Annotated in this window: 14 protein-coding genes; 9 read left to right on the top strand and 5 right to left on the bottom strand. The window is 61.0% G+C overall.

Annotation, left to right across the window (positions count from 1 at the left end):
* Window positions 1–19: 19 nt before the first annotated feature.
* Both DTP52_RS25535 and DTP52_RS25530 read left to right on the top strand, forming a co-directional pair.
* Window positions 20–958 (top strand): aspartyl/asparaginyl beta-hydroxylase domain-containing protein, encoded by a 939-nt coding sequence (locus tag DTP52_RS25535; RefSeq protein WP_109755840.1) that lies wholly within the window; start codon window positions 20–22, stop codon window positions 956–958.
* Between the two features lie 339 nt (window positions 959–1,297).
* Window positions 1,298–2,161, top strand: a complete 864-nt coding sequence (locus DTP52_RS25530) for a DMT family transporter (protein ID WP_109755839.1) — start codon at window positions 1,298–1,300, stop codon at window positions 2,159–2,161.
* 146 nt (window positions 2,162–2,307) lie between these two features.
* Here the strand turns inward: DTP52_RS25530 and DTP52_RS25525 are convergent, their stop codons facing one another.
* The gene (locus DTP52_RS25525; protein WP_109755838.1) at window positions 2,308–3,216 is read right to left on the bottom strand and encodes a DMT family transporter; all 909 of its coding nucleotides are present in this window, start codon (window positions 3,214–3,216) and stop codon (window positions 2,308–2,310) included.
* 129 nt (window positions 3,217–3,345) lie between these two features.
* On the opposite strand from DTP52_RS25525, the gene aceK reads away from it, so the two are divergent.
* The 7 genes from aceK (at window position 3,346) to DTP52_RS25480 (ending at window position 14,553) form a co-directional block, all read left to right on the top strand.
* Window positions 3,346–5,067 carry a bifunctional isocitrate dehydrogenase kinase/phosphatase gene (gene aceK, locus DTP52_RS25520; RefSeq protein ID WP_109755837.1) on the top strand — a complete coding sequence of 574 codons (1,722 nt, stop codon included), beginning with the start codon at window positions 3,346–3,348 and terminating at the stop codon, window positions 5,065–5,067.
* A 228-nt stretch (window positions 5,068–5,295) separates the two neighbouring features.
* Window positions 5,296–9,207 (top strand): ATP-dependent RNA helicase HrpA, encoded by a 3,912-nt coding sequence (gene hrpA, locus DTP52_RS25510; RefSeq protein ID WP_109755835.1) that lies wholly within the window; start codon window positions 5,296–5,298, stop codon window positions 9,205–9,207.
* A 338-nt stretch (window positions 9,208–9,545) separates the two neighbouring features.
* A complete protein-coding gene (locus DTP52_RS25505; RefSeq protein WP_109755834.1) occupies window positions 9,546–10,667 on the top strand; it encodes a beta-ketoacyl-ACP synthase III in 1,122 nt (373 codons plus the stop codon).
* 175 nt (window positions 10,668–10,842) lie between these two features.
* Complete coding sequence (locus DTP52_RS25495) at window positions 10,843–11,454, top strand: RNA polymerase sigma factor (protein ID WP_109755833.1); 612 nt, start codon at window positions 10,843–10,845, stop codon at window positions 11,452–11,454.
* The gene (locus DTP52_RS25490; RefSeq protein ID WP_109755832.1) at window positions 11,448–11,684 is read left to right on the top strand and encodes an anti-sigma factor; all 237 of its coding nucleotides are present in this window, start codon (window positions 11,448–11,450) and stop codon (window positions 11,682–11,684) included. Before DTP52_RS25495 ends, DTP52_RS25490 begins: the two co-directional genes overlap by 7 nt.
* A 290-nt stretch (window positions 11,685–11,974) precedes the next feature.
* Window positions 11,975–13,285 carry an OprO/OprP family phosphate-selective porin gene (locus tag DTP52_RS25485; protein ID WP_109755831.1) on the top strand — a complete coding sequence of 437 codons (1,311 nt, stop codon included), beginning with the start codon at window positions 11,975–11,977 and terminating at the stop codon, window positions 13,283–13,285.
* Window positions 13,286–13,428: 143 nt separating this feature from the next.
* On the top strand, window positions 13,429–14,553 hold the full coding sequence (locus DTP52_RS25480) for a GNAT family N-acetyltransferase (protein ID WP_109755830.1): 1,125 nt from the start codon (window positions 13,429–13,431) through the stop codon (window positions 14,551–14,553).
* Window positions 14,554–14,569: 16 nt separating this feature from the next.
* On the opposite strand, the gene aqpZ is transcribed toward DTP52_RS25480, so the two are convergent.
* The 4 genes from aqpZ to DTP52_RS25460 all read right to left on the bottom strand — a co-directional run bounded on the left by aqpZ (window position 14,570) and on the right by DTP52_RS25460 (window position 18,948).
* Window positions 14,570–15,259 (bottom strand): aquaporin Z, encoded by a 690-nt coding sequence (gene aqpZ / locus DTP52_RS25475; protein ID WP_109755829.1) that lies wholly within the window; start codon window positions 15,257–15,259, stop codon window positions 14,570–14,572.
* 401 nt (window positions 15,260–15,660) lie between these two features.
* Entirely contained in the window at window positions 15,661–17,493 is a 1,833-nt protein-coding gene (locus DTP52_RS25470) for an ABC transporter ATP-binding protein (protein ID WP_109755828.1), read from the bottom strand.
* An 83-nt stretch (window positions 17,494–17,576) separates the two neighbouring features.
* Window positions 17,577–18,140, bottom strand: a complete 564-nt coding sequence (locus DTP52_RS25465) for a peptidylprolyl isomerase (protein WP_109755827.1) — start codon at window positions 18,138–18,140, stop codon at window positions 17,577–17,579.
* 4 nt (window positions 18,141–18,144) lie between these two features.
* Complete coding sequence (locus tag DTP52_RS25460) at window positions 18,145–18,948, bottom strand: alpha/beta fold hydrolase (protein ID WP_109755826.1); 804 nt, start codon at window positions 18,946–18,948, stop codon at window positions 18,145–18,147.
* Window positions 18,949–18,955 lie beyond the last annotated feature (7 nt).

Raw genomic sequence — 18,955 nt, 5'->3', positions numbered from 1 at the left:
TTGGACAAGGAGTTGTAAAATGACCGTTTCGTTTGCCGCCAAGGCCTCAGTGTTGCTGCTGTTTTTGGGCAGTACGCTTTATGTGCATTTGCGTGGCAAGGCGCGTTTGCCGATGTTGCGCCAGTTCGTCAACCACTCGGCGCTGTTCGCCCCCTATAACACTTTGATGTACCTGTTCTCCGGCGTACCCTCGAAGCCTTACCTGGACCGCAGCAAGTTTCCCGAGCTGGATGTGCTCAAGGATAACTGGCAAGTCATTCGCGACGAGGCCATGCACCTGTTCGACGAGGGTTACATTCGTGCCGCCGAGAAGAACAACGATGCCGGTTTCGGCTCGTTCTTCAAGAAGGGCTGGAAGCGTTTCTACCTCAAGTGGTACGACAAACCGCTGCCGTCGGCTGAGTTGCTGTGCCCCAGGACTGTCGAGCTGGTCAACCGGATCCCCAACGTGCGGGGCGCGATGTTTGCCCTGCTGCCGGGTGGCAGCCACCTGAACCCACATCGAGACCCCTTCGCCGGTTCGTTGCGTTATCACCTGGGGCTGTCCACGCCCAATTCCGATGATTGCCGGATCTTCGTCGACGGCCAGATCTACGCCTGGCGCGATGGCGAAGACGTCATGTTCGATGAAACCTATGTGCACTGGGTGAAGAACGAAACCCCGCAGACCCGCGTGATCCTGTTCTGTGATGTCGAGCGGCCCTTGAAAAGCCGCTTGATGACCCGCCTCAACCGTACCATCAGCGCTTTCCTCGGCCGCGCCACCGCGCCGCAGAACCTGGACGATGAACACGTCGGCGGCATCAACCGGGCGTATGCCTGGAGCAAGTCGTTCAGCGACGGCATCAGTGGCCGGGTCAAGCAATTCAAGCGCAAGCATCCCAAGGCGTACCGGGTGATGCGGCCCGTGTTGGCGGTGGTGGTGCTCACGGCGCTTGGTTATTGGTTGTTCGTTTAAATATTGCATAGTCCCTCGGGCGCTGGTTATAGTCAGCGCTCTTCGGGTTTTCGAACCCACTCTTCAAGAGATCGGCTCATGCCTGCATCCCCTGTCATCGCGGTCGTGGTTCCAGCGTTCAACGCTGGCGTCGTGCCGTGTGGGAATCAGCAGCCTGCGCAGATCGGTCAATACCCCCCACCTGTCCGTAGCTCATCGGTGTACGCCGTCGTATCACCGCCGGGTGTTGGCATTCAGGGCTGATCGGCAACTGTTGCCATCCCCTGTGCCCGCCTGAAAAAAACTACTGGACTTCAGCCTCGGCTGAGTTGGCTTTTTGCCTGACTACAGGTGGTATCCATGTTTTCCCTTTCCAAAAACGCCTTATTGGCGGCGGCTTCCACGAGCCTGTTCGTTTTGCTGTGGAGCAGTGGGGCGATCTTTTCCAAGCTGGGCCTGGCCCACGCTTCACCCTTCGCCTTTTTGCTGATCCGTTTTGCCATTGCGCTGTTTGCGTTGGTGCTGTTGATTCCGTTGCTCAAGTTCAAGCTGCCCAAGACCGGCAAGCCGATGCTGTACGCGGCAACCACCGGGTTGGTGCTGCTGGGCGCCTACCAGATTTTTTATCTGCTGGCGCTGCAAATGAGTGTCACGCCCGGGGTCATGGCAACCCTGATGGGCGTGCAACCGATCCTGACCGTGGTGCTCATGGAACGTCAGCGATCCTGGTCGCGGATGTTCGGCCTGGTGCTGGGGTTGGTCGGATTGGTCATGGTGGTGTACCAAGGCATTGGCCTGGCGGGCATGTCCCTGGCGGGAATGGTGTGCGGGTTGCTGGCACTGGTGAGCATGACGGCCGGTTCCATCATGCAGAAGCGCATCACCGACAACCCACTGGGTACGCTGCCGGTGCAATACCTGGCCGGATTGTTACTGTGCGCGGTGTTCGTGCCGTTCCAGCCGTTTCACTTCGAATACAGCACGGGGTTCTTCGTGCCGGTGTTGTGGATGGGGCTGGTGGTGTCGGTGCTGGCGACGTTGCTGCTGTATCGACTGATCGCCCGTGGCAACCTGGTGAATGTCACCAGCCTGTTCTACCTGGTGCCGGCGGTGACGGCGATCATGGACTACCTGGTGTTTGGCAATCGGCTGGCGTTGTTGAGCTTGCTGGGGATGGTGCTGATCATCGTGGGATTGGTGTTTGTGTTTCGTAAAAGTCGCTGAGCCTTGGATGCTCGCTGACTGAACAACCGCTATCGCGGGCAAGCCTTGCTCCCACAGGTTATGTACAAGCCTGCTCCCACAGGTTATGTGTAGTCCTTGTGGGAGCAAGGCTTGCCCGCGATGGCATCTTGCGCTGCGCCGATGAACTACCGGGCAGGCACCTCAGCCGGCTTTGCCACCCCAGGCTTGAGCACCAACCACAACGCCGCCGCAATCAACACCCCGCCATACAAATGCGCCATCCCCAACGGCTCATCCAGCAGCAACGCCCCCCACAACACGCCGAACGGCGGAATCAGGAAGGTCACGGTCATCGATTTGACCGGACCGATGGAACTGAGCAAGCGGAAGTAAAGAATGTATGCCAGGGCGGTACACACCAGGCCCAGCCCCAGCAGTGACAACCAGACGCTCCAGCCACCCCAGCTGGCCGGTGGCTGGCTGATGACGCTGTAGCCAAACAGCGGCAGCAAGAACACCGTGGCACCGAACATGCTGCCCAGGGCCGAGAGACGGCTGTCCAGGCCTCCTTGGTGATCGAGCCAGCGACGGGTGAGGAAGCCGGCAAAGCCGTAGCAGGTCGTGGCCAGCAGGCAGGCGAGGGCGCCCATCAACAATTGCAGGTCGAACGCCACCGGGCCGGCGCGGGTCAGGATGCCAACACCCAGCAGCCCCAGGCAGACACCGCTGACCTTGGCCAGGGTGAGTTTTTCGCTGAAGAACAAACCGCCGATCAATACCCCCATCAATGGCGTGGTGGCGTTGAAGATCGCCGAGTAACCGGCCGGTAGCACCTGGGCCGCCACTGAATAGAACGTTGCCGGAATGCCCGAGTTGATCAGGCCCAGCCCCATCACGACTTTGAGCTTGCCGCGAAAATTCCAGTCGACGCGCATCAGGGCCAGGATCACCAGCAACCCGACGAAGGCGATGGACACGCGAAAAAAAGCAGTGGGGATTGTGCCAATGACGGGGGCGATAATGCGCATGAACAGGAAACTGGCCCCCCAGATAGCGGCCAGTGACAGTAAACGCAGGATATCGACGAGGTTCACGAGTCATTCCTTCCTTGATCGGGCGGCAAGTGTCGCCGTCCTGAATAGCGATGGCAATGGTTGCGTTGCCGCCTGATTGGCCTCTAAGCTCAGTCGCCAATAACAAGCATGACCCGCCGAGGTTTACCTATGCCGCAGCCATGGCCCGCCATTGAAATCGCCCGTTCGATCCTCGACGGCTTCGACGATTATCGTGAGCATTTCCGGCAGATCACCGATGGCGCCCGCGCCCGGTTCGAGCAGGCCCTGTGGCTGGAGGCGCAAGCGGCTTCGGCGGCGCGCATCAACTTGTACGAAGAAAAAGTCTTCGAAACCGTCGCCAAGCTGCACAAGGCCTTCGATGCCGAAACCCTGATGGATGTGGGCTGCTGGCCGCTGGTCAAAAGCGCCTACATCAGCCTGATCGACCTGCGCTTCGACGATGAGCTGTCGGAAACCTGGTACAACTCGATCTTCTGCGGGTTGTTCAGCCACGACCTGATCAGCGACGGCACCATGTTCATCCACACCACCCGGCCCAGCCTGCGTCGGGCCCGCGCTGCCCAGACCCGCACCTACAAGCCTCAGGGGCAGTTGGACCGGATACTGGCGAGCGTGTTCGCCGACTACCGTTTCAGCGAGGACTACGCCGATTTGCCGGGCGACCTGCAACGCCTCGAAGCGCAGTTGCGCGAGAACCTGCCGGACTGGGTCTGCAAGGATCCGGAACTGACGGTGGAGTTGTTTTCTTCGGTGCTCTATCGCAACAAGGGGGCCTACCTGGTGGGGCGGATCTACACCCGCGACGATCAATGGCCGCTGGTGATCCCGCTGTTGCACCGTGAGGGCCGGGGTATCCAGATCGATGCGCTGATCACCGACGAGGCGCAGGTCTCGATCATCTTCTCGTTCACCCGCTCGTACTTCATGGTAGACGTGCCAGTGCCGGCGGAATTCATCGGCTTTCTCAAGCGCATCCTGCCGGGCAAACACATCGCCGAGTTGTACACCTCCATCGGTTTCTACAAGCACGGCAAATCGGAGTTCTACCGGGCACTGATCAATCACCTGGCGAACACCGACGACCAGTTCATCATGGCCCCCGGTGTGCGTGGCATGGTCATGAGCGTGTTCACCCTGCCGGGCTTCAACACGGTGTTCAAGATCATCAAGGACCGGTTCTCGCCGTCGAAAAACGTCGACCGGGCCACGGTGATCGAGAAGTACCGATTAGTGAAAAGCGTCGACCGGGTCGGGCGCATGGCCGATACCCAGGAGTTCGCCGATTTTCGTTTTCCCCTGAGCAAATTCGAGCCGGCGTGCCTTGAGGAACTGCTGGAAGTGGCGCCGTCCACGGTGTCGGTGGAAGGCGATACGGTGCTGATCCGTCACTGCTGGACCGAACGCCGGATGACACCGTTGAACCTGTACCTGGAAAACGCCAACGACGCCCAGGTGCGCGAGGCCCTGGAAGATTATGGCCTGGCGATCAAGCAACTGGCGGCGGCGAATATCTTCCCCGGCGACATGCTGCTCAAGAACTTCGGCGTGACCCGCCACGGCCGCGTGGTGTTCTACGACTACGATGAAATCTGCTTCCTCACCGAAGCCAACTTCCGCCACATCCCCCAGCCCCGCACGCCGGAAGACGAAATGGCTTCCGAGCCCTGGTATTCCATCGGCCCGCTGGACGTGTTCCCCGAAGAATTCCCGCCGTTCCTGTTCGCCGACGCGGGGCAGCGCAAGCTGTTCGACCAGTTGCACGGTGAGTTGTACAACGCCGATTACTGGAAAGGCCTGCAAGAGGCGATTCGGGCGGGGAAGGTGATTGATGTGTTCCCGTATCGGCGCAAGGACCTGGACAACGAGTAACCCTGCGACTGCTCTCCACAAAAGGCATCCTTGACGCAAATCCCCTGTGGGAGCGAGCCTGCTCGCGATAGCAGAGGATCAGCCAGCATTCATGTCGACTGACACACCGCCATCGCGAGCAGGCTCGCTCCCACAAGGGAACCGCCGGCAGACTGCCATGTGTCGGCGCAATAGCCGCAAATCTGCGACAATCGCCCTCTGCTCAAACCGACGACCCTTGCGTACCTGATGACTGACCAAGCCCCCGCTATCGACAAGCTGCTGAAAAACCTCGACCACGCCATGCTCGCCGACCGTCACCGGTTGCGGCGCCAGTTGCTTGAGCTGCGCAAGAAGCCCGACGAGGCCAAGCTGGCCCAGTGGGTGACGCGCATGCAGGCGTCGTGCGATCAGGTGCTGGCGCGCAAGGCGAGCTTGCCGGTGATCCGCTATGACGACAATTTGCCGATTGCCGCCAAGCGCGACGAAATCAAGCAGGCGTTGCTCAAGCATCAGGTGTTGATCATCGCCGGCGAAACCGGCTCGGGGAAAACCACGCAGTTGCCGAAGATCTGCCTGGAAATCGGTCGCGGCCAGCATGGCTTGATCGGTCACACCCAGCCGCGCCGGATCGCTGCCCGCAGCGTCGCCAGTCGGGTGGCCGAGGAACTGGCCACCCCCTTGGGGGCGCTGGTGGGTTATCAGGTGCGGTTCGAGGACCAGAGCGACGCCAACACCCTGATCAAGTTGATGACCGACGGCATCCTGCTGGCCGAGACCCAGAACGACCGCTACCTCGAACGCTACGACACGATCATTGTCGACGAAGCCCACGAGCGCAGCCTGAACATCGACTTCCTGCTCGGCTACCTCAAGACCCTGCTGCCGCGCCGCCCGGACCTCAAAGTCATCATCACCTCGGCGACCATCGACCTGGAGCGCTTTTCCAAGCATTTCGATGACGCGCCGATCGTGGAAGTCTCGGGCCGCACCTTCCCGGTGGAAACCTGGTATCGCCCGCTGACCCTGGAGCAGGACGAAGAAGGCAACCGCGTCGAGGACGACTTGACCGTCGACCAGGCGATTCTCGCCACCCTCGATGAAATCGCCGCCTACGAGCGCAGCGAGCGCCGCAGCCCCGGGGATGTGCTGGTGTTCCTGCCGGGCGAACGGGAGATTCGCGACGCAGCCGAAATGCTGCGCAAGGCCCAACTCAAGCACACCGAGATTCTGCCGCTGTACGCGCGCCTGTCGCCGGCCGAACAGCAACGGATCTTCCAGTCCCATCCAGGCCGTCGCGTGGTCCTGGCGACCAACGTTGCCGAAACCTCGCTGACCGTGCCGGGCATCCGCTACGTGATCGACAGCGGCACCGCGCGCATCAGCCGCTACAGCTATCGGGCCAAGGTCCAGCGCCTGCCCATCGAAGCCATTTCCCAGGCCAGCGCCAACCAGCGCAAGGGTCGCTGCGGACGGGTCGAGCCGGGGATTTGTGTGCGGCTGTACAGCGAAGAGGATTTCCTCGGTCGGCCGGAATTCACCGACCCGGAGATCCTGCGCACCAACCTGGCGGCAGTAATCCTGCAGATGCTGCACCTGCGCCTCGGCGAAATCACCGATTTCCCGTTCATCGAGCCGCCGGACGGCAAGGCCATCAGCGACGGTTTCAACCTGCTGCAAGAATTGTCGGCGGTGGACCGCAACAGTCAACTGACCCCACTCGGTCGCCAGTTGGCGCGCCTGCCGGTGGACCCGCGCATGGGCCGCATGCTGCTGGAAGCGGCGAAGCTGGGCAGTTTGCAGGAAGTGCTGATCGTCGCCAGCGCCATGTCGATCCAGGACCCGCGCGAGCGCCCGCCTGAGCGTCAACAAGCGGCCGACCAGGCCCACGCCCAGTGGAAGGATGCAGACTCGGACTTCGCCGGGCTGGTCAATTTGTGGCGCGGTTTTGAAGAGCAGCGCCAGGCCCTGACCGCCAGCCCGCTGCGTAACTGGTGCCGCAAGAATTTCCTCAACTACCTGCGCCTGCGTGAATGGCGTGATTCCCATCGCCAGTTGAGTCTGATCTGCCGCGACATGCAGTTGAGCCTCAACAAAGAACCGGCCGATTACCCGAAACTGCACAAGGCGGTGCTCTCGGGCCTGTTGAGCCAGATCGGCCAGAAAACCGAAGACGGCGACTACCTCGGCGCCCGTCAGCGGCGGTTCTGGGTCCACCCCTCGTCGGGCCTGGGCAAGAAGCGTCCGCAGTGGTTGATGACCGCTGAGCTGGTGGAAACCACCAAGCTCTACGCGCGCATGGTGGCCAAGATCGAGCCGGACTGGATCGAGCCGCTGGCCGGGCACTTGATCAAGAAAAACCACTTCGAACCCCATTGGGAGAAGAAGCGCGGGCAAGTGGTGGCGTATGAGCAGATCACCCTGTTCGGGCTGATTGTCGTCGGTCGGCGACCGGTGCATTACGGGCCGGTGGACCCGGTGGTGTCGCGGGAGCTGTTCATCCGTGAGGCGTTGGTGCGCGGTGAGATCCAGTCCAAGGCCAAGTGCCTGGACGCCAATACCAAGTTGCTGGAGCAGCTCGACGAACTGGAAGCCAAGGCCCGCCGCCGTGACATCCTGGCGGACGAAGAAACCCTGTTCGCTTTCTACGATGCGCGTTTGCCGGCCGAGATCCACCAGACCGCGACCTTCGACAGCTGGTACCGGATCAACAGCCAGAAAGATCCGCAGCTACTGATCATGCGCGAAGAAGACGTGCTGGCCCGCGAGGCCAGTGAAGTCACGGCCGCGTACTACCCGGACACATTGCGCGTCGGCGATCTGACCTTGCCGCTGAGCTATCACTTCGAGCCCAACCATCCTCGTGATGGCGTGACGCTGCGGGTACCGGCGCCGCTGTTGCCGATGCTGCCGCCGGAACGCCTGGAGTGGTTGGTGCCGGGAATGATCGAGGCCAAGTGCATCGCCCTGGTGCGCAACCTGCCCAAGGCCTTGCGCAAGAACTTCGTGCCGGTGCCGGACTTCGTCAAGGCCGCACTGCAACGCATCACCTTCGCCGAAGGCTCGTTGCCGCAATCCCTGGGCCGCGAACTGCTGCGCATGACCGGCGCGCGGGTCAGCGACGAAGCCTGGGCGGAAGCGGCGCAGCAGGTGGAAAGCCATCTGCGTATGAACCTGGAAATCGTCGACGGCCAGGGCAAGTTCCTTGGCGAAGGTCGCGACCTGGCCGAACTGACGGCGCGCTTTGCCGAAGCCAGCCAGGCGGCCTTGGCCGTGCCGCAAACGGCGAAGAGCCAGGCACCGGTGGAGGCGAAGGTTTTCGCACCGGTGGCGGAGAAAACCCAACAGAAGATCGCCGGGCTGTCGATGACGGTCTACCCGGCGCTGGTGGAAGAGGGCGGCGTGGTCAAGGAAGGGCGATTCCCGACCCCGGCCGAAGCCGAGTTCCAGCATCGTCGTGCCTTGCAGCGCTTGTTGATGCAGCAATTGGCCGAGTCGGCCAAGTTCCTGCGCGGCAAGCTGCCCGGCCTGACGGAGCTGGGCCTGTTGTACCGCGACCTGGGTCGCATCGACAGCCTGGTGGAAGACATCCTGCTGGTCAGCCTCGACAGTTGCGTGCTCGAAGGCGAAGCGAGCCTGCCCCGTGACGGCGCAGCGCTGGCTTCCCTGGCCGAGCGCAAGCGTGGCGGCTGGACCGAACACGCCGAACGCCTGGCGAAGCTGACCCTGGACATCCTCAAGCTCTGGCACGGCCTGCAAAAACGCTTCAAGGGCAAGATCGACCTGGCCCAGGCCGTGGCGTTGAACGACATCAAGCAACAGCTCAGCCACCTGGTGTATCCGGGCTTCGTCCGCGAAACCCCGCATCAATGGCTCAAGGAACTGCCGCGCTACCTCAAGGCCATCGAGCAACGCTTCGAGAAACTGGGCAGCCAGGTGCAGAAAGACCGGGTCTGGAGCGGCGAACTGTCGAACCTCTGGGCCCAATACCAGACCCGCGCCAGCAAACACCTCCAGGAAGGCAAGCGCGATCCGCAACTGGAGCTGTACCGCTGGTGGCTGGAGGAGTACCGGGTGTCGCTGTTCGCCCAGCAACTGGGGACCAAGGTGCCGATTTCCGATAAGCGCTTGAGTAAGCAGTGGGGGCAGGTGGAGGCCTGATGCCACAAACCAGATGAACACTACTAACCCCTGTGGGAGCGAGCCTGCTCGCGATAGCGTTGTGTCAGTCGACATAAATACTGAGTAATCCACCGCTATCGCGAGCAGGCTCGCTCCCACAGGGTTAGTTGGTGTAGCTCACTGAGAATGGGCCAAACGCCAGCGTTTGTGGCAAACTTCGCGGCTATAAATGCCGGTCCCGTGGTTTTGAGCTTCAATGCCCCGGGCGGATCGGAATAAAGCGATGCCAGGACTGCTTCCCCGGATGGGAAAAGTCCCTTTGTGTATTGGTACGTCGGTGCCAATGCTTTCTGCCTGAACAGATCAGAGACACGACCATGCATAACGTCGTCATCAGCGGCACCGGCCTGTACACCCCGGCCAACAGCATCTCCAACGAAGAGCTGGTGCAATCTTTCAATACCTATGTCGCGCAATTCAACGCCGACAACGCCGAGGCCATCGAGCGCGGTGAAGTCGAGGCGTTGACCGAATCCAACGCCGCGTTCATCGAAAAGGCCTCGGGCATCAAGAGCCGCTTCGTCATGGACAAGGACGGCATCCTCGACCCGCAACGCATGACCCCTCGTTTGCCCGAGCGCTCCAACGACGAGTGGTCGGTGCTGTGTGAAATGGCTGTCGGCGCGGCAAAACAGGCGTTGGAACGCGCCGGTCGCACCGCCGCCGACATCGATGGCGTGATCGTCGCCTGCTCCAACCTGCAGCGCGCGTACCCGGCCATCGCCATTGAAGTCCAGGAAGCCCTGGGCATCGAAGGTTTCGGTTTCGACATGAACGTGGCCTGTTCCTCGGCCACCTTCGGCATCCAGGCCGCGGCCAACAGCGTGCAACTGGGCCAGGCCCGGGCGATCCTGATGGTCAACCCGGAAGTGTGCACCGGTCACCTGAATTTCCGCGACCGTGACAGCCACTTCATCTTTGGCGACGCGGCCACCGCCGTGATCATCGAGCGTGCGGACCTGGCGACCTCGCCGTACCAGTTCGACGTGGTCAGCACCAAGCTGCTGACCAAGTTCTCCAACAACATCCGCAACAACTTCGGCTTCCTCAACCGCGCCGCAGAAGAAGGCATCGGCAGCCGCGACAAGTTGTTCGTCCAGGAAGGCCGCAAGGTGTTCCGTGACGTCTGCCCGATGGTGGCCGAACTGATCGGTGCCCACCTGGAGGAAAACCAGTTGAACGTTGGCGAGGTCAAGCGCTTCTGGTTGCACCAGGCCAACCTGAGCATGAACCACCTGATCGTACGCAAACTGCTGGGGCGTGAAGCCACCGAAGAGGAAGCCCCGGTGATCCTCGACCGCTATGCCAACACCAGTTCGGCGGGGTCGGTGATTGCGTTCCACAAGTACCAGGACGACTTGCCCAGCGGTTCGGTCGCCGTGCTCAGCTCGTTCGGCGCCGGGTATTCGATTGGTAGCGTGATTTTGCGCAAGCGTTGATCCACTGTTGCTACGCCGAAATTTTTTGTGGAGCAAGGCCATGTGGGAGCAAAGCTTGCTCGCGAAACAGGCGACTTGGTTTATGGAAAACCTCGTCGCCTGCATCGCGGGCAAGCCTTGCTCCCACATGAATTCCCATGCCACAACAGCGATCTATCCAGCCATAGGGCGTTGAATGACGGTCACCGACGACACCCACCTGCTCCAACGCCTCCTGGCCGGTGAGCAGCAGGCCTTCAAGGAACTGGTCAGCACCTACCAGAGCCCGATGCGCGCCGTGGCCTATGCCATCGTTGGCAGCCGTCATGCCGACGAAGTGGTGCAGGACGCCTGGCTGTCGGTGGTGCGCAATCTCAGCGGTTTCCAGGGGCGTTCCAGCCTCAAGACCTGGTTGTTGACCATCACGGCCAATGCCGCCAAGGGCCGCTACAAACAGAACCGTCGGGAAGTGCTGCTCGACGATCTGCCGTCGCCCCACGGCACCCTTGGCGATGATCGTTTCGCCGCCGATGGGCATTGGCTGCTGGCACCGTTCGCCTGGCACCAGGACACGCCCGAAGCGTTGCTCACCGAGCGTGAGTTGCGTGATTGCCTGGAGCATACGTTGCTCAGCCTGTCGGAACTGCAAGGCAGCGTGCTGACTCTGCGGGAACAACAGGGCCTGGAACTGGACGAAATCTGTAATCTGCTGGGCATTTCGCTCTCCAATGTCCGCGTGCTGCTGCATCGCGCCCGACTGAAGGTCTTCGCGACTGTTGAACATTTCGAGGAAACCGGCGAATGCTGACCTGCAAGGAACAAGTGGCGCGCTCCAGCGATTATCTCGACGGCCAGTTAAGCTTTCGTGAACGCCTGATGGTGCGCCATCACCTGATGTTCTGCCCCAATTGCCGACGATTCATCCGCCAGATGCGCCTGATGCAGGCGACCCTCAGAAAACTGCCGCATCCGCCGGTTCCCGACCTGGATCACCTCGCCGAGAAACTCGCCGCCGAGCGTCGCAAAACATCTAAGTAATCTTCGATACACCACCGACCCCCTGTGGGAGCGAGCCTGCTCGCGATAACGGCGGATCAGCCAGCGTTGTGTTGACTGACCCACCGCTATCGCGAGCAGGCTCGCTCCCACGGGGGTTTATGTTTGTGTTGGTTATATTCCCATTCGAAGTAAAAAGTTCCGCTGTCATAAAATCTTTATGTGATAGCAACTCGCCTGACACAACCGGCCGCCAAGATCCCCTCCCAACACCAGCGGGCCCAGTTCCGCGTGTTTTCTAACGCATAGACTACCAACAGGGGAATTCTTCGATGATCCGTAAGCACTTCGCAGGTGTTGCCGCCAGCGCACTGGCAATGGCAGTAACCGCCCAGGCTTTCGCCGGCACCGTCACCACCGATGGCGCCGATATCGTGGTCAAGACCAAGGGCGGCCTTGAGGTCGCTACCACTGACAAAGAGTTCAGCTTCAAGCTCGGTGGTCGTGTGCAGGCTGACTACAGCCAGTTCGACGGTATCTACACCGACAACGGCAAATCGGCCGACGCCGCTTACATCCGCCGTGCGTTCCTGGAACTGTCCGGTGTGCTGTACACGGATTGGGCCTACACCATCAACTACGACATGTCCCACAACAGTGGCGACTCCGATAACGGCTACTTCGACGAAGCGTCCCTGGCCTACAACGGCTTCAAGCCGGTGTCGATCAAGGTCGGTCGTTTCGACCCCGACTTCGGCCTGGAAAAAGCCACCAGCTCCAAGTGGGTGACCGCGCCTGAGCGTAACGCCGCCTACGACCTGATCGACTGGGCCAACAGCCATCAGAACGGCCTGGGCATCCAGGCGTCCAGCACCTTCGCCGATTCGTTCTATGCTTCGGCCGGCGTGTTCAGCAAGGACACCGACGACACCGACGGCGACAGCGTCAAGCAAGTCAACGGTCGCTTCGTGTTCGCCCCGATGCACGAAGCGGGCAACGTGCTGCACTTCGGTTTGAACGTAGCCTCCCGTGACGTTTCGGACACCGCGTTCGATGCGCGTTATCGCTCCCGTCTGGGCATGCGTGGTGTTGAAACCCTGGGTGGTAACGACGCCGGTCCTAACGGCAACCGTCCGGTACTGGGCGGCGCCAACAACTCGCCAGCCGGCTCTTACGACACTGATACCGCTTTCGGCCTGGAAGCCGCGTTCGCCATGGGGCCTGCGTCGATCCAGGGTGAGTACATCTCCCGTAAGACCAAGGCTGACAGCGACGCCTTCGAAGACCTCAAGGGCCACGGCTTCTACGTCCAGGGTGCCTACACCATCACCGGTGAGTCCCGTGGTTATAAAGTCGGCAAGTTTGACGCGATCAAGCCTCAGAACAAATCCATCGGTGCCTGGGAAGTGTTCTACCGCTTCGACAGCATGACCGTCGAAGACGACAACATCACCACTGCCTCGGCGACCCGTGAAGTGGGCGATGCCGAAGCCAAGGTGCACAACCTGGGCGTGAACTGGTACGCCAACGAAGCGGTGAAAATCACCGGTGCCTACGTCAAGGCCAAGACCGACAAAGTCACCAACGCCAATGGCGATGACGATGGCGACGGTTTCGTAGTCCGTGCCCAGTACGTGTTCTGAATCGCGCTGACTTGATACACCGCTCTGACTTCATCCGTTAAAGCGCTCCTTTGAACCCCGCCCCTGGCGGGGTTTTTTTTGTGCCCGGCCGCTCAGGATCGGCGATACTCGCCCCATCCGCCGTCTGGATATCGAGGAACCGCATGCCGCTTCACGTCTTGGATAGCCTGTCCGCCATCGCCCCGCACGAGTGGGACGCGCTGGTGCCCGCCAATCAACCGTTCCTGCGCCACGCCTTCCTCGGTACCCTGGAAGACAGCGCCAGCCTGGGCCTGCAATCCGGTTGGCAGCCCGAGCATTTGCTGCACATTGAAGACGGTCGTCTGCTGGCAGCCTTGCCCAGTTACCGCAAGTGGCACTCCTACGGCGAGTACGTGTTCGATCACGGTTGGGCTGACGCTTGCGCCCGGGCCGGGATCGAGTATTACCCGAAGCTGCTGACGGCGGTGCCGTTCAGTCCGGTCAGTGGCCCGCGATTGCTGGCGGCGCGTGCCGAAGATGGCTTGGAACTGCTGGGCAGCCTGCCGGGTTATCTGGAGATCGAAGAGCTTTCCAGCGCCCATATCAACTTCACCGATGCTTTCACCGATTCGGCACTCGCCGGGCAAGAAGGCTGGCTGCAACGGATCGGCTGCCAGTACCACTGGCAAAATCGCGGTTACCGGGACTTCCAGGACTTTCTCGATGCGCTCAGTTCCCGCAAGCGCAAGCAGATGCGCAAGGAGCGTGAACAGGTGGCGGGGCAGGGCATCGAGTTCGAATGGCTCGAAGGTCATCAGTTGGACGAGGCGCAGTGGGATTTTGTCTACGCCTGTTACGCCAACACCTACGCGATACGACGGCAGGCGCCCTATTTGACCCGGACATTCTTCAGCCTGCTGGCCGAACGCATGCCCGAGGCCATTCGTGTGGTGCTGGCCAAGCAAGGTTCGCGGCCAGTGGCGATGGCGTTCAGCCTGGTGGGCGGCGACAGTTTCTACGGGCGCTACTGGGGCTGCCTGGCGGAGTTTGACCGTTTGCACTTCGAGACTTGTTTCTACCAGGGCATGGACTACGCGATTGCCCATGGCTTGCAGCGTTTCGATGCCGGTGCCCAGGGCGAGCACAAATTGATTCGCGGGTTCGAACCGGTGATTACCCGCTCATGGCATTACCTGCGTCATCCGGGGCTGAAAGCAGCGGTGGCGGATTTCCTCGTGCGCGAGCATGAGGGGGTGCTGGCATATGCCGAAGAAGCGAAAACAGCACTGCCTTATCGGCAGTGCTGATCCTTGAAGGCGTGACTCAGCGGCTTTCCTGGCCTAGCCAGCGGTACGAGAATCCGCCGATGACCGCGCCCAGCAGCGGCGCCACCCAAAACAGCCATAGTTGCTCGATGGCCCAACCACCGACGATCAGCGCCGGACCGGTACTGCGGGCCGGGTTGACCGAAGTGTTGGTGACCGGGATCGAGATCAGGTGAATCAGCGTCAGGGCCAGGCCGATGGCAATCGGTGCCAGCCCGACCGGCGCACGTTTATCGGTGGCGCCGAGGATGATCAGGATGAACATCGCCGTCATGACCAGCTCGGTGACAAAACCGGCCGCCATCGAATAGCCACCGGGCGAATGCTCGCCGTAACCGTTCGCTGCCAGGCCGGAAGTGGCCAGGTCAAAGCCTTCCTTGCCGCTGGCGATGAAGTAGATCAACGCGGCGGCCAGCACCCCCCCGATAACCTGGGCGATGATGTAGGCAGGCAACTCCCTGGCCGGAAACCGCCCGCCCACGTACAAGCCCAGTGAAACGGCGGGGTTCAAATGGCAACCCGAGATATGACCGATGGCGAATGCCATGGTCAACACCGTCAGGCCGAACGCCAGGGCTACCCCCAGCACGCCAATCCCGGAAGCGGCCAATACCGCGCTGCCGCAGCCGCCCAGTACCAGCCAGAACGTACCCAACAACTCAGTCGTTGAACGTTTGAGTAAAGACATAAGCATCCTTGATAGAACAGTCGTGATAATCGGTTATGCATCCAGCAGAATTACGACAGGTTCATCTCCAGAACCTGAGCTGAGTACAGCAGGGTTTATCGACAAATCCAGCGGTACAAAAAACCGCCAGAGTCAGGGACTGTGGCGGTCTTGGCCGTGGTCGGCGGGGAGTATGTCGTTGCTATGTGGGCTAAATGGATTCTGGACAGAATTTTTCAGTATTGCTGATTCAAACCGGATCCCCGTGGCGAGGGAGCTTGCTCCCGCTGGGCTGCGCAGCAGCCCCAATAAGGCTGGGTGTCCAACCTATTGATTGCGTTGGGGCGCAGATTTGGGGGGCGCTTCGCGCCCCAGCGGGAGCAAGCTCCCTCGCCACAGGGTTTGGCTGTGTCAGGTAGAGCTCAGTCGATCCCCACGAACCCACCCGTCTGATGTTGCCACAACCGCGCATACAACCCGCCATGGGCCAGTAACTCGGTATGGCTGCCGGTTTCGGCGATGCGGCCGTTTTCCAGCACCACCAACCGGTCCATCCGGGCAATGGTGGAGAGGCGGTGGGCGATGGCGATCACGGTCTTGCCTTGCATCAGGGTCTCGAGACTTTCCTGGATCGCGGCCTCGACTTCCGAATCCAGTGCTGACGTCGCTTCGTCCATGATCAGGATAGGCGCGTCCTTGAGCAGCACCCGCGCGATAGCGATGCGCTGGCGCTGGCCACCGGACAATTTCACGCCGCGCTCGCCCACATGGGCATCGAAGCCGGTGCGGCCTTCGGCGTCCGACAGCAGTGGGATGAACTCGTCGGCCCGGGCCTTGCGCACGGCTTCCCAGAGTTGCGCGTCGGTGGCGTCGGGCTTGCCGTAGAGCAGGTTGTCACGAATCGAGCGATGCAGCAGCGAGGTGTCCTGGGTGATCATGCCGATGCGCTCGCGCAGGCTTTCCTGACCAACTTCGGCGATGTCCTGGCCGTCGATGAGAATACGCCCGCCTTGCACGTCATAGAGGCGCAGCAGCAGGTTGACCAAGGTGGATTTACCCGCGCCGGACGGGCCGATCAGGCCGATTTTTTCGCCAGGCCTGATGGTCAGGTTGAGGTCGCCGATCACGCCGCTTTTCTTGCCATAGTGGAAATCCACATGCTCGAAGCGTACCTCGCCCCGGCCCACGGCCAGGGGCTTGGCCTGGTCGCGGTCAGTGACGCTGACGGGCTGGGAAATGGTCTGCAGGCCGTCCTGGACCATGCCGATGTTTTCGAAAATGCCGGTGACGACCCACATGATCCAACCGGACATGTTGACGATGCGGATCACCAGGCCGGTGGCCAACGCGATAGCGCCGACGCTGATCAGCGACTGGGTCCACAACCACAGCGCCAGCGCCGTGGTGCCGACGATCAGTAACCCGTTCATGCTGGTGATGGCCACGTCCATGCTCGTCACCACGCGGCCGGCCAGTTGGGCCTTCTCGGTCTGTTCCTCGATGGCTTCGCGGGCGTACTGCTGTTCGAAGTTGGTGTGGGCGAACAGCTTCAGGGTGGTGATGTTGGTGTAGCCATCGACAATCCGTCCCATGAGCTTGGAACGGGCGTCGGAAGACACCACAGAGCGTTCCTTGACCCGTGGCACGAAGTAATAAAGGGCGCCGATGTAACCGGCGATCCAGAGCAGCAAGGGAATCATCAGGCGCCAATCGGCTTCGGCAAACAGCACCAGGGAACTGACGGCGTAGATCAGCACATGCCACAGGGCATCCACGGCCTGGACCGCCGAGTCGCGCAGGGAGTTGCCGGTCTGCATGATGCGCTGGGCGATGCGCCCGGCAAAGTCGTTCTGGAAGAAGTTCAGGCTCTGCTTGAGCACGTAGCTGTGATTCTGCCAGCGGATCAGGCTGGTCATACTGGGGCTCAGGGTCTGGTGCACCAGCAGGTCATGCAGGGCCACGAAAATGGGGCGGAAGATCAGCGCCACCACGGCCATCCAGGCCAGTTCCAGGCCATGGATCTTGAAGAAGTCGACATTGGGCGTGCCCTGGGTCAGGTCGATGATGCGGCTCAGGTAGCTGAACAGTGCCACCTCGATCAGCGCGCCGATCAGGCCGACCACCAGCAGCACGGCGAAGCTGGGCCAGACTTGTTTCAGGTAGTACGTGTAGAAAGGCAGGACGCGGTTCGGTGGGGCCGAGGTCGGGGCGTCGCGGAAGATATCGATCAGTGTTTCGAAGCGGCGATAAACCATTTGTAAATGCCCTGGCAGGGGCTCTCCTTATTGCTATGGGCGGCACGGGATCACCGCGCCGCCCAGGCTTGCCGTGTGCCTCTTCAGTCGATGCGCTTGGCCGACTTGATGATCACAGGGTCGACCGGCACGTTTTGCATGCCTTGTTTAGTGGTGGTCTGGGAGTTGACGATGATGTCCACCACATCCATGCCTTTGACCACTTTGGCGAACACCGCGTAACCGGCGTCGCGGCCCGGGTCGAGGAAGGCGTTGTCGGCGACGTTGATGAAGAACTGGCTGGTGGCCGAGTCCGGGTTGGAGGTGCGAGCCATCGACAAGGTACCGCGAACGTTGTGCAGGCCATTGCTGGCTTCGTTCTTGATCGGTGCCTTGGTGTCTTTTTGTTGCATCTGTGCGGTAAAGCCGCCGCCCTGGGCCATGAAGCCCGGGATCACGCGGTGGAAAATCGTGTTGGTGTAGAAACCACTGTCCACGTACTCAAGGAAGTTCTTGGTACTGATGGGGGCCTTGACGGGGTCCAGTTCGATTTCGATCTGGCCGTTGGTGGTGTCCAGCAATACATGGGGTGCCTTGGCAGGCGTGGCGGCCATCAGGTTGGCAGCAAACAGTACGGTGCCGGCGGCGAGGGCGATTTTTTTCAGCATGGGGTCAGTGATCCTGAGTGGTGGAATCGGTTGCAGTCAAAAATTCGAGCAGGGTCTGGTTGAAGCGTTCGGGTTGATCCAGCGGGGTAGCGTGCCGTGAATCGGCGATGACCGCCAGCCGTGCATCGGGCAGCAGCTTTACATAGGCTTCTTTCAGCGCCACCGGGGTATAGTCGTGGTCGGCGCAGATGACGAGGGTTGGACAGGCGACCTGCGAAAGTCGTTCCTGAACGCCCCACCCTACGATCGCATCGAAGCTGGCGAGATAAGCACGTTTGTCGTTCTTTGCCCAGCGTCGGGCCATTTCCAGGCGCAACTCGGTTTGCTCTGGCTTGGGGAACAACTTGGCGCCCAGGGCCTTGCCGATGGTTTTCAGGCTGAGCAGACGCATCAGGCTCCAGCGCTTGAACCACTGCCAGCAGTCGTCGGGCGTGCGGACCTTGACTTCAGGGGCGCTGTTGACGATGCACAGGCTCTTGATTCGCCCGGGTTCATCCACGGCCAGTTGAAAGCAGATCATGCCGCCCATGGACCAGCCCACCAAGTGCACCGGGCCAAGGTCCAGGTGTTCGATCAGGGCGCTCAGGTCGGCGCTGAAGCCTTTGATGCTGTAGCGCTCCCGTGGTTTGTCGGAGCGACCGTGACCGCGCACATCTACTACGATCAGATGGTAATGGGCGGACAGCACCGGGATCTGCTTTTCCCAGTCCCGAGTGCTGGAGCCCAGCCCGTGGACCAGCACCAGGGGCGTGCCGTGGCCGTATTCCTCGTAGTGCAGGTTGCAACCTTCGTGTTCGAAGTAGGCCATCGGCGAA

The sequence above is a fragment of the Pseudomonas sp. 43mfcvi1.1 genome, from assembly GCF_900115935.1.
Classification (GTDB): domain Bacteria; phylum Pseudomonadota; class Gammaproteobacteria; order Pseudomonadales; family Pseudomonadaceae; genus Aquipseudomonas; species Aquipseudomonas bijieensis.
This window is presented reverse-complemented; position numbering and strand designations above follow the sequence as displayed.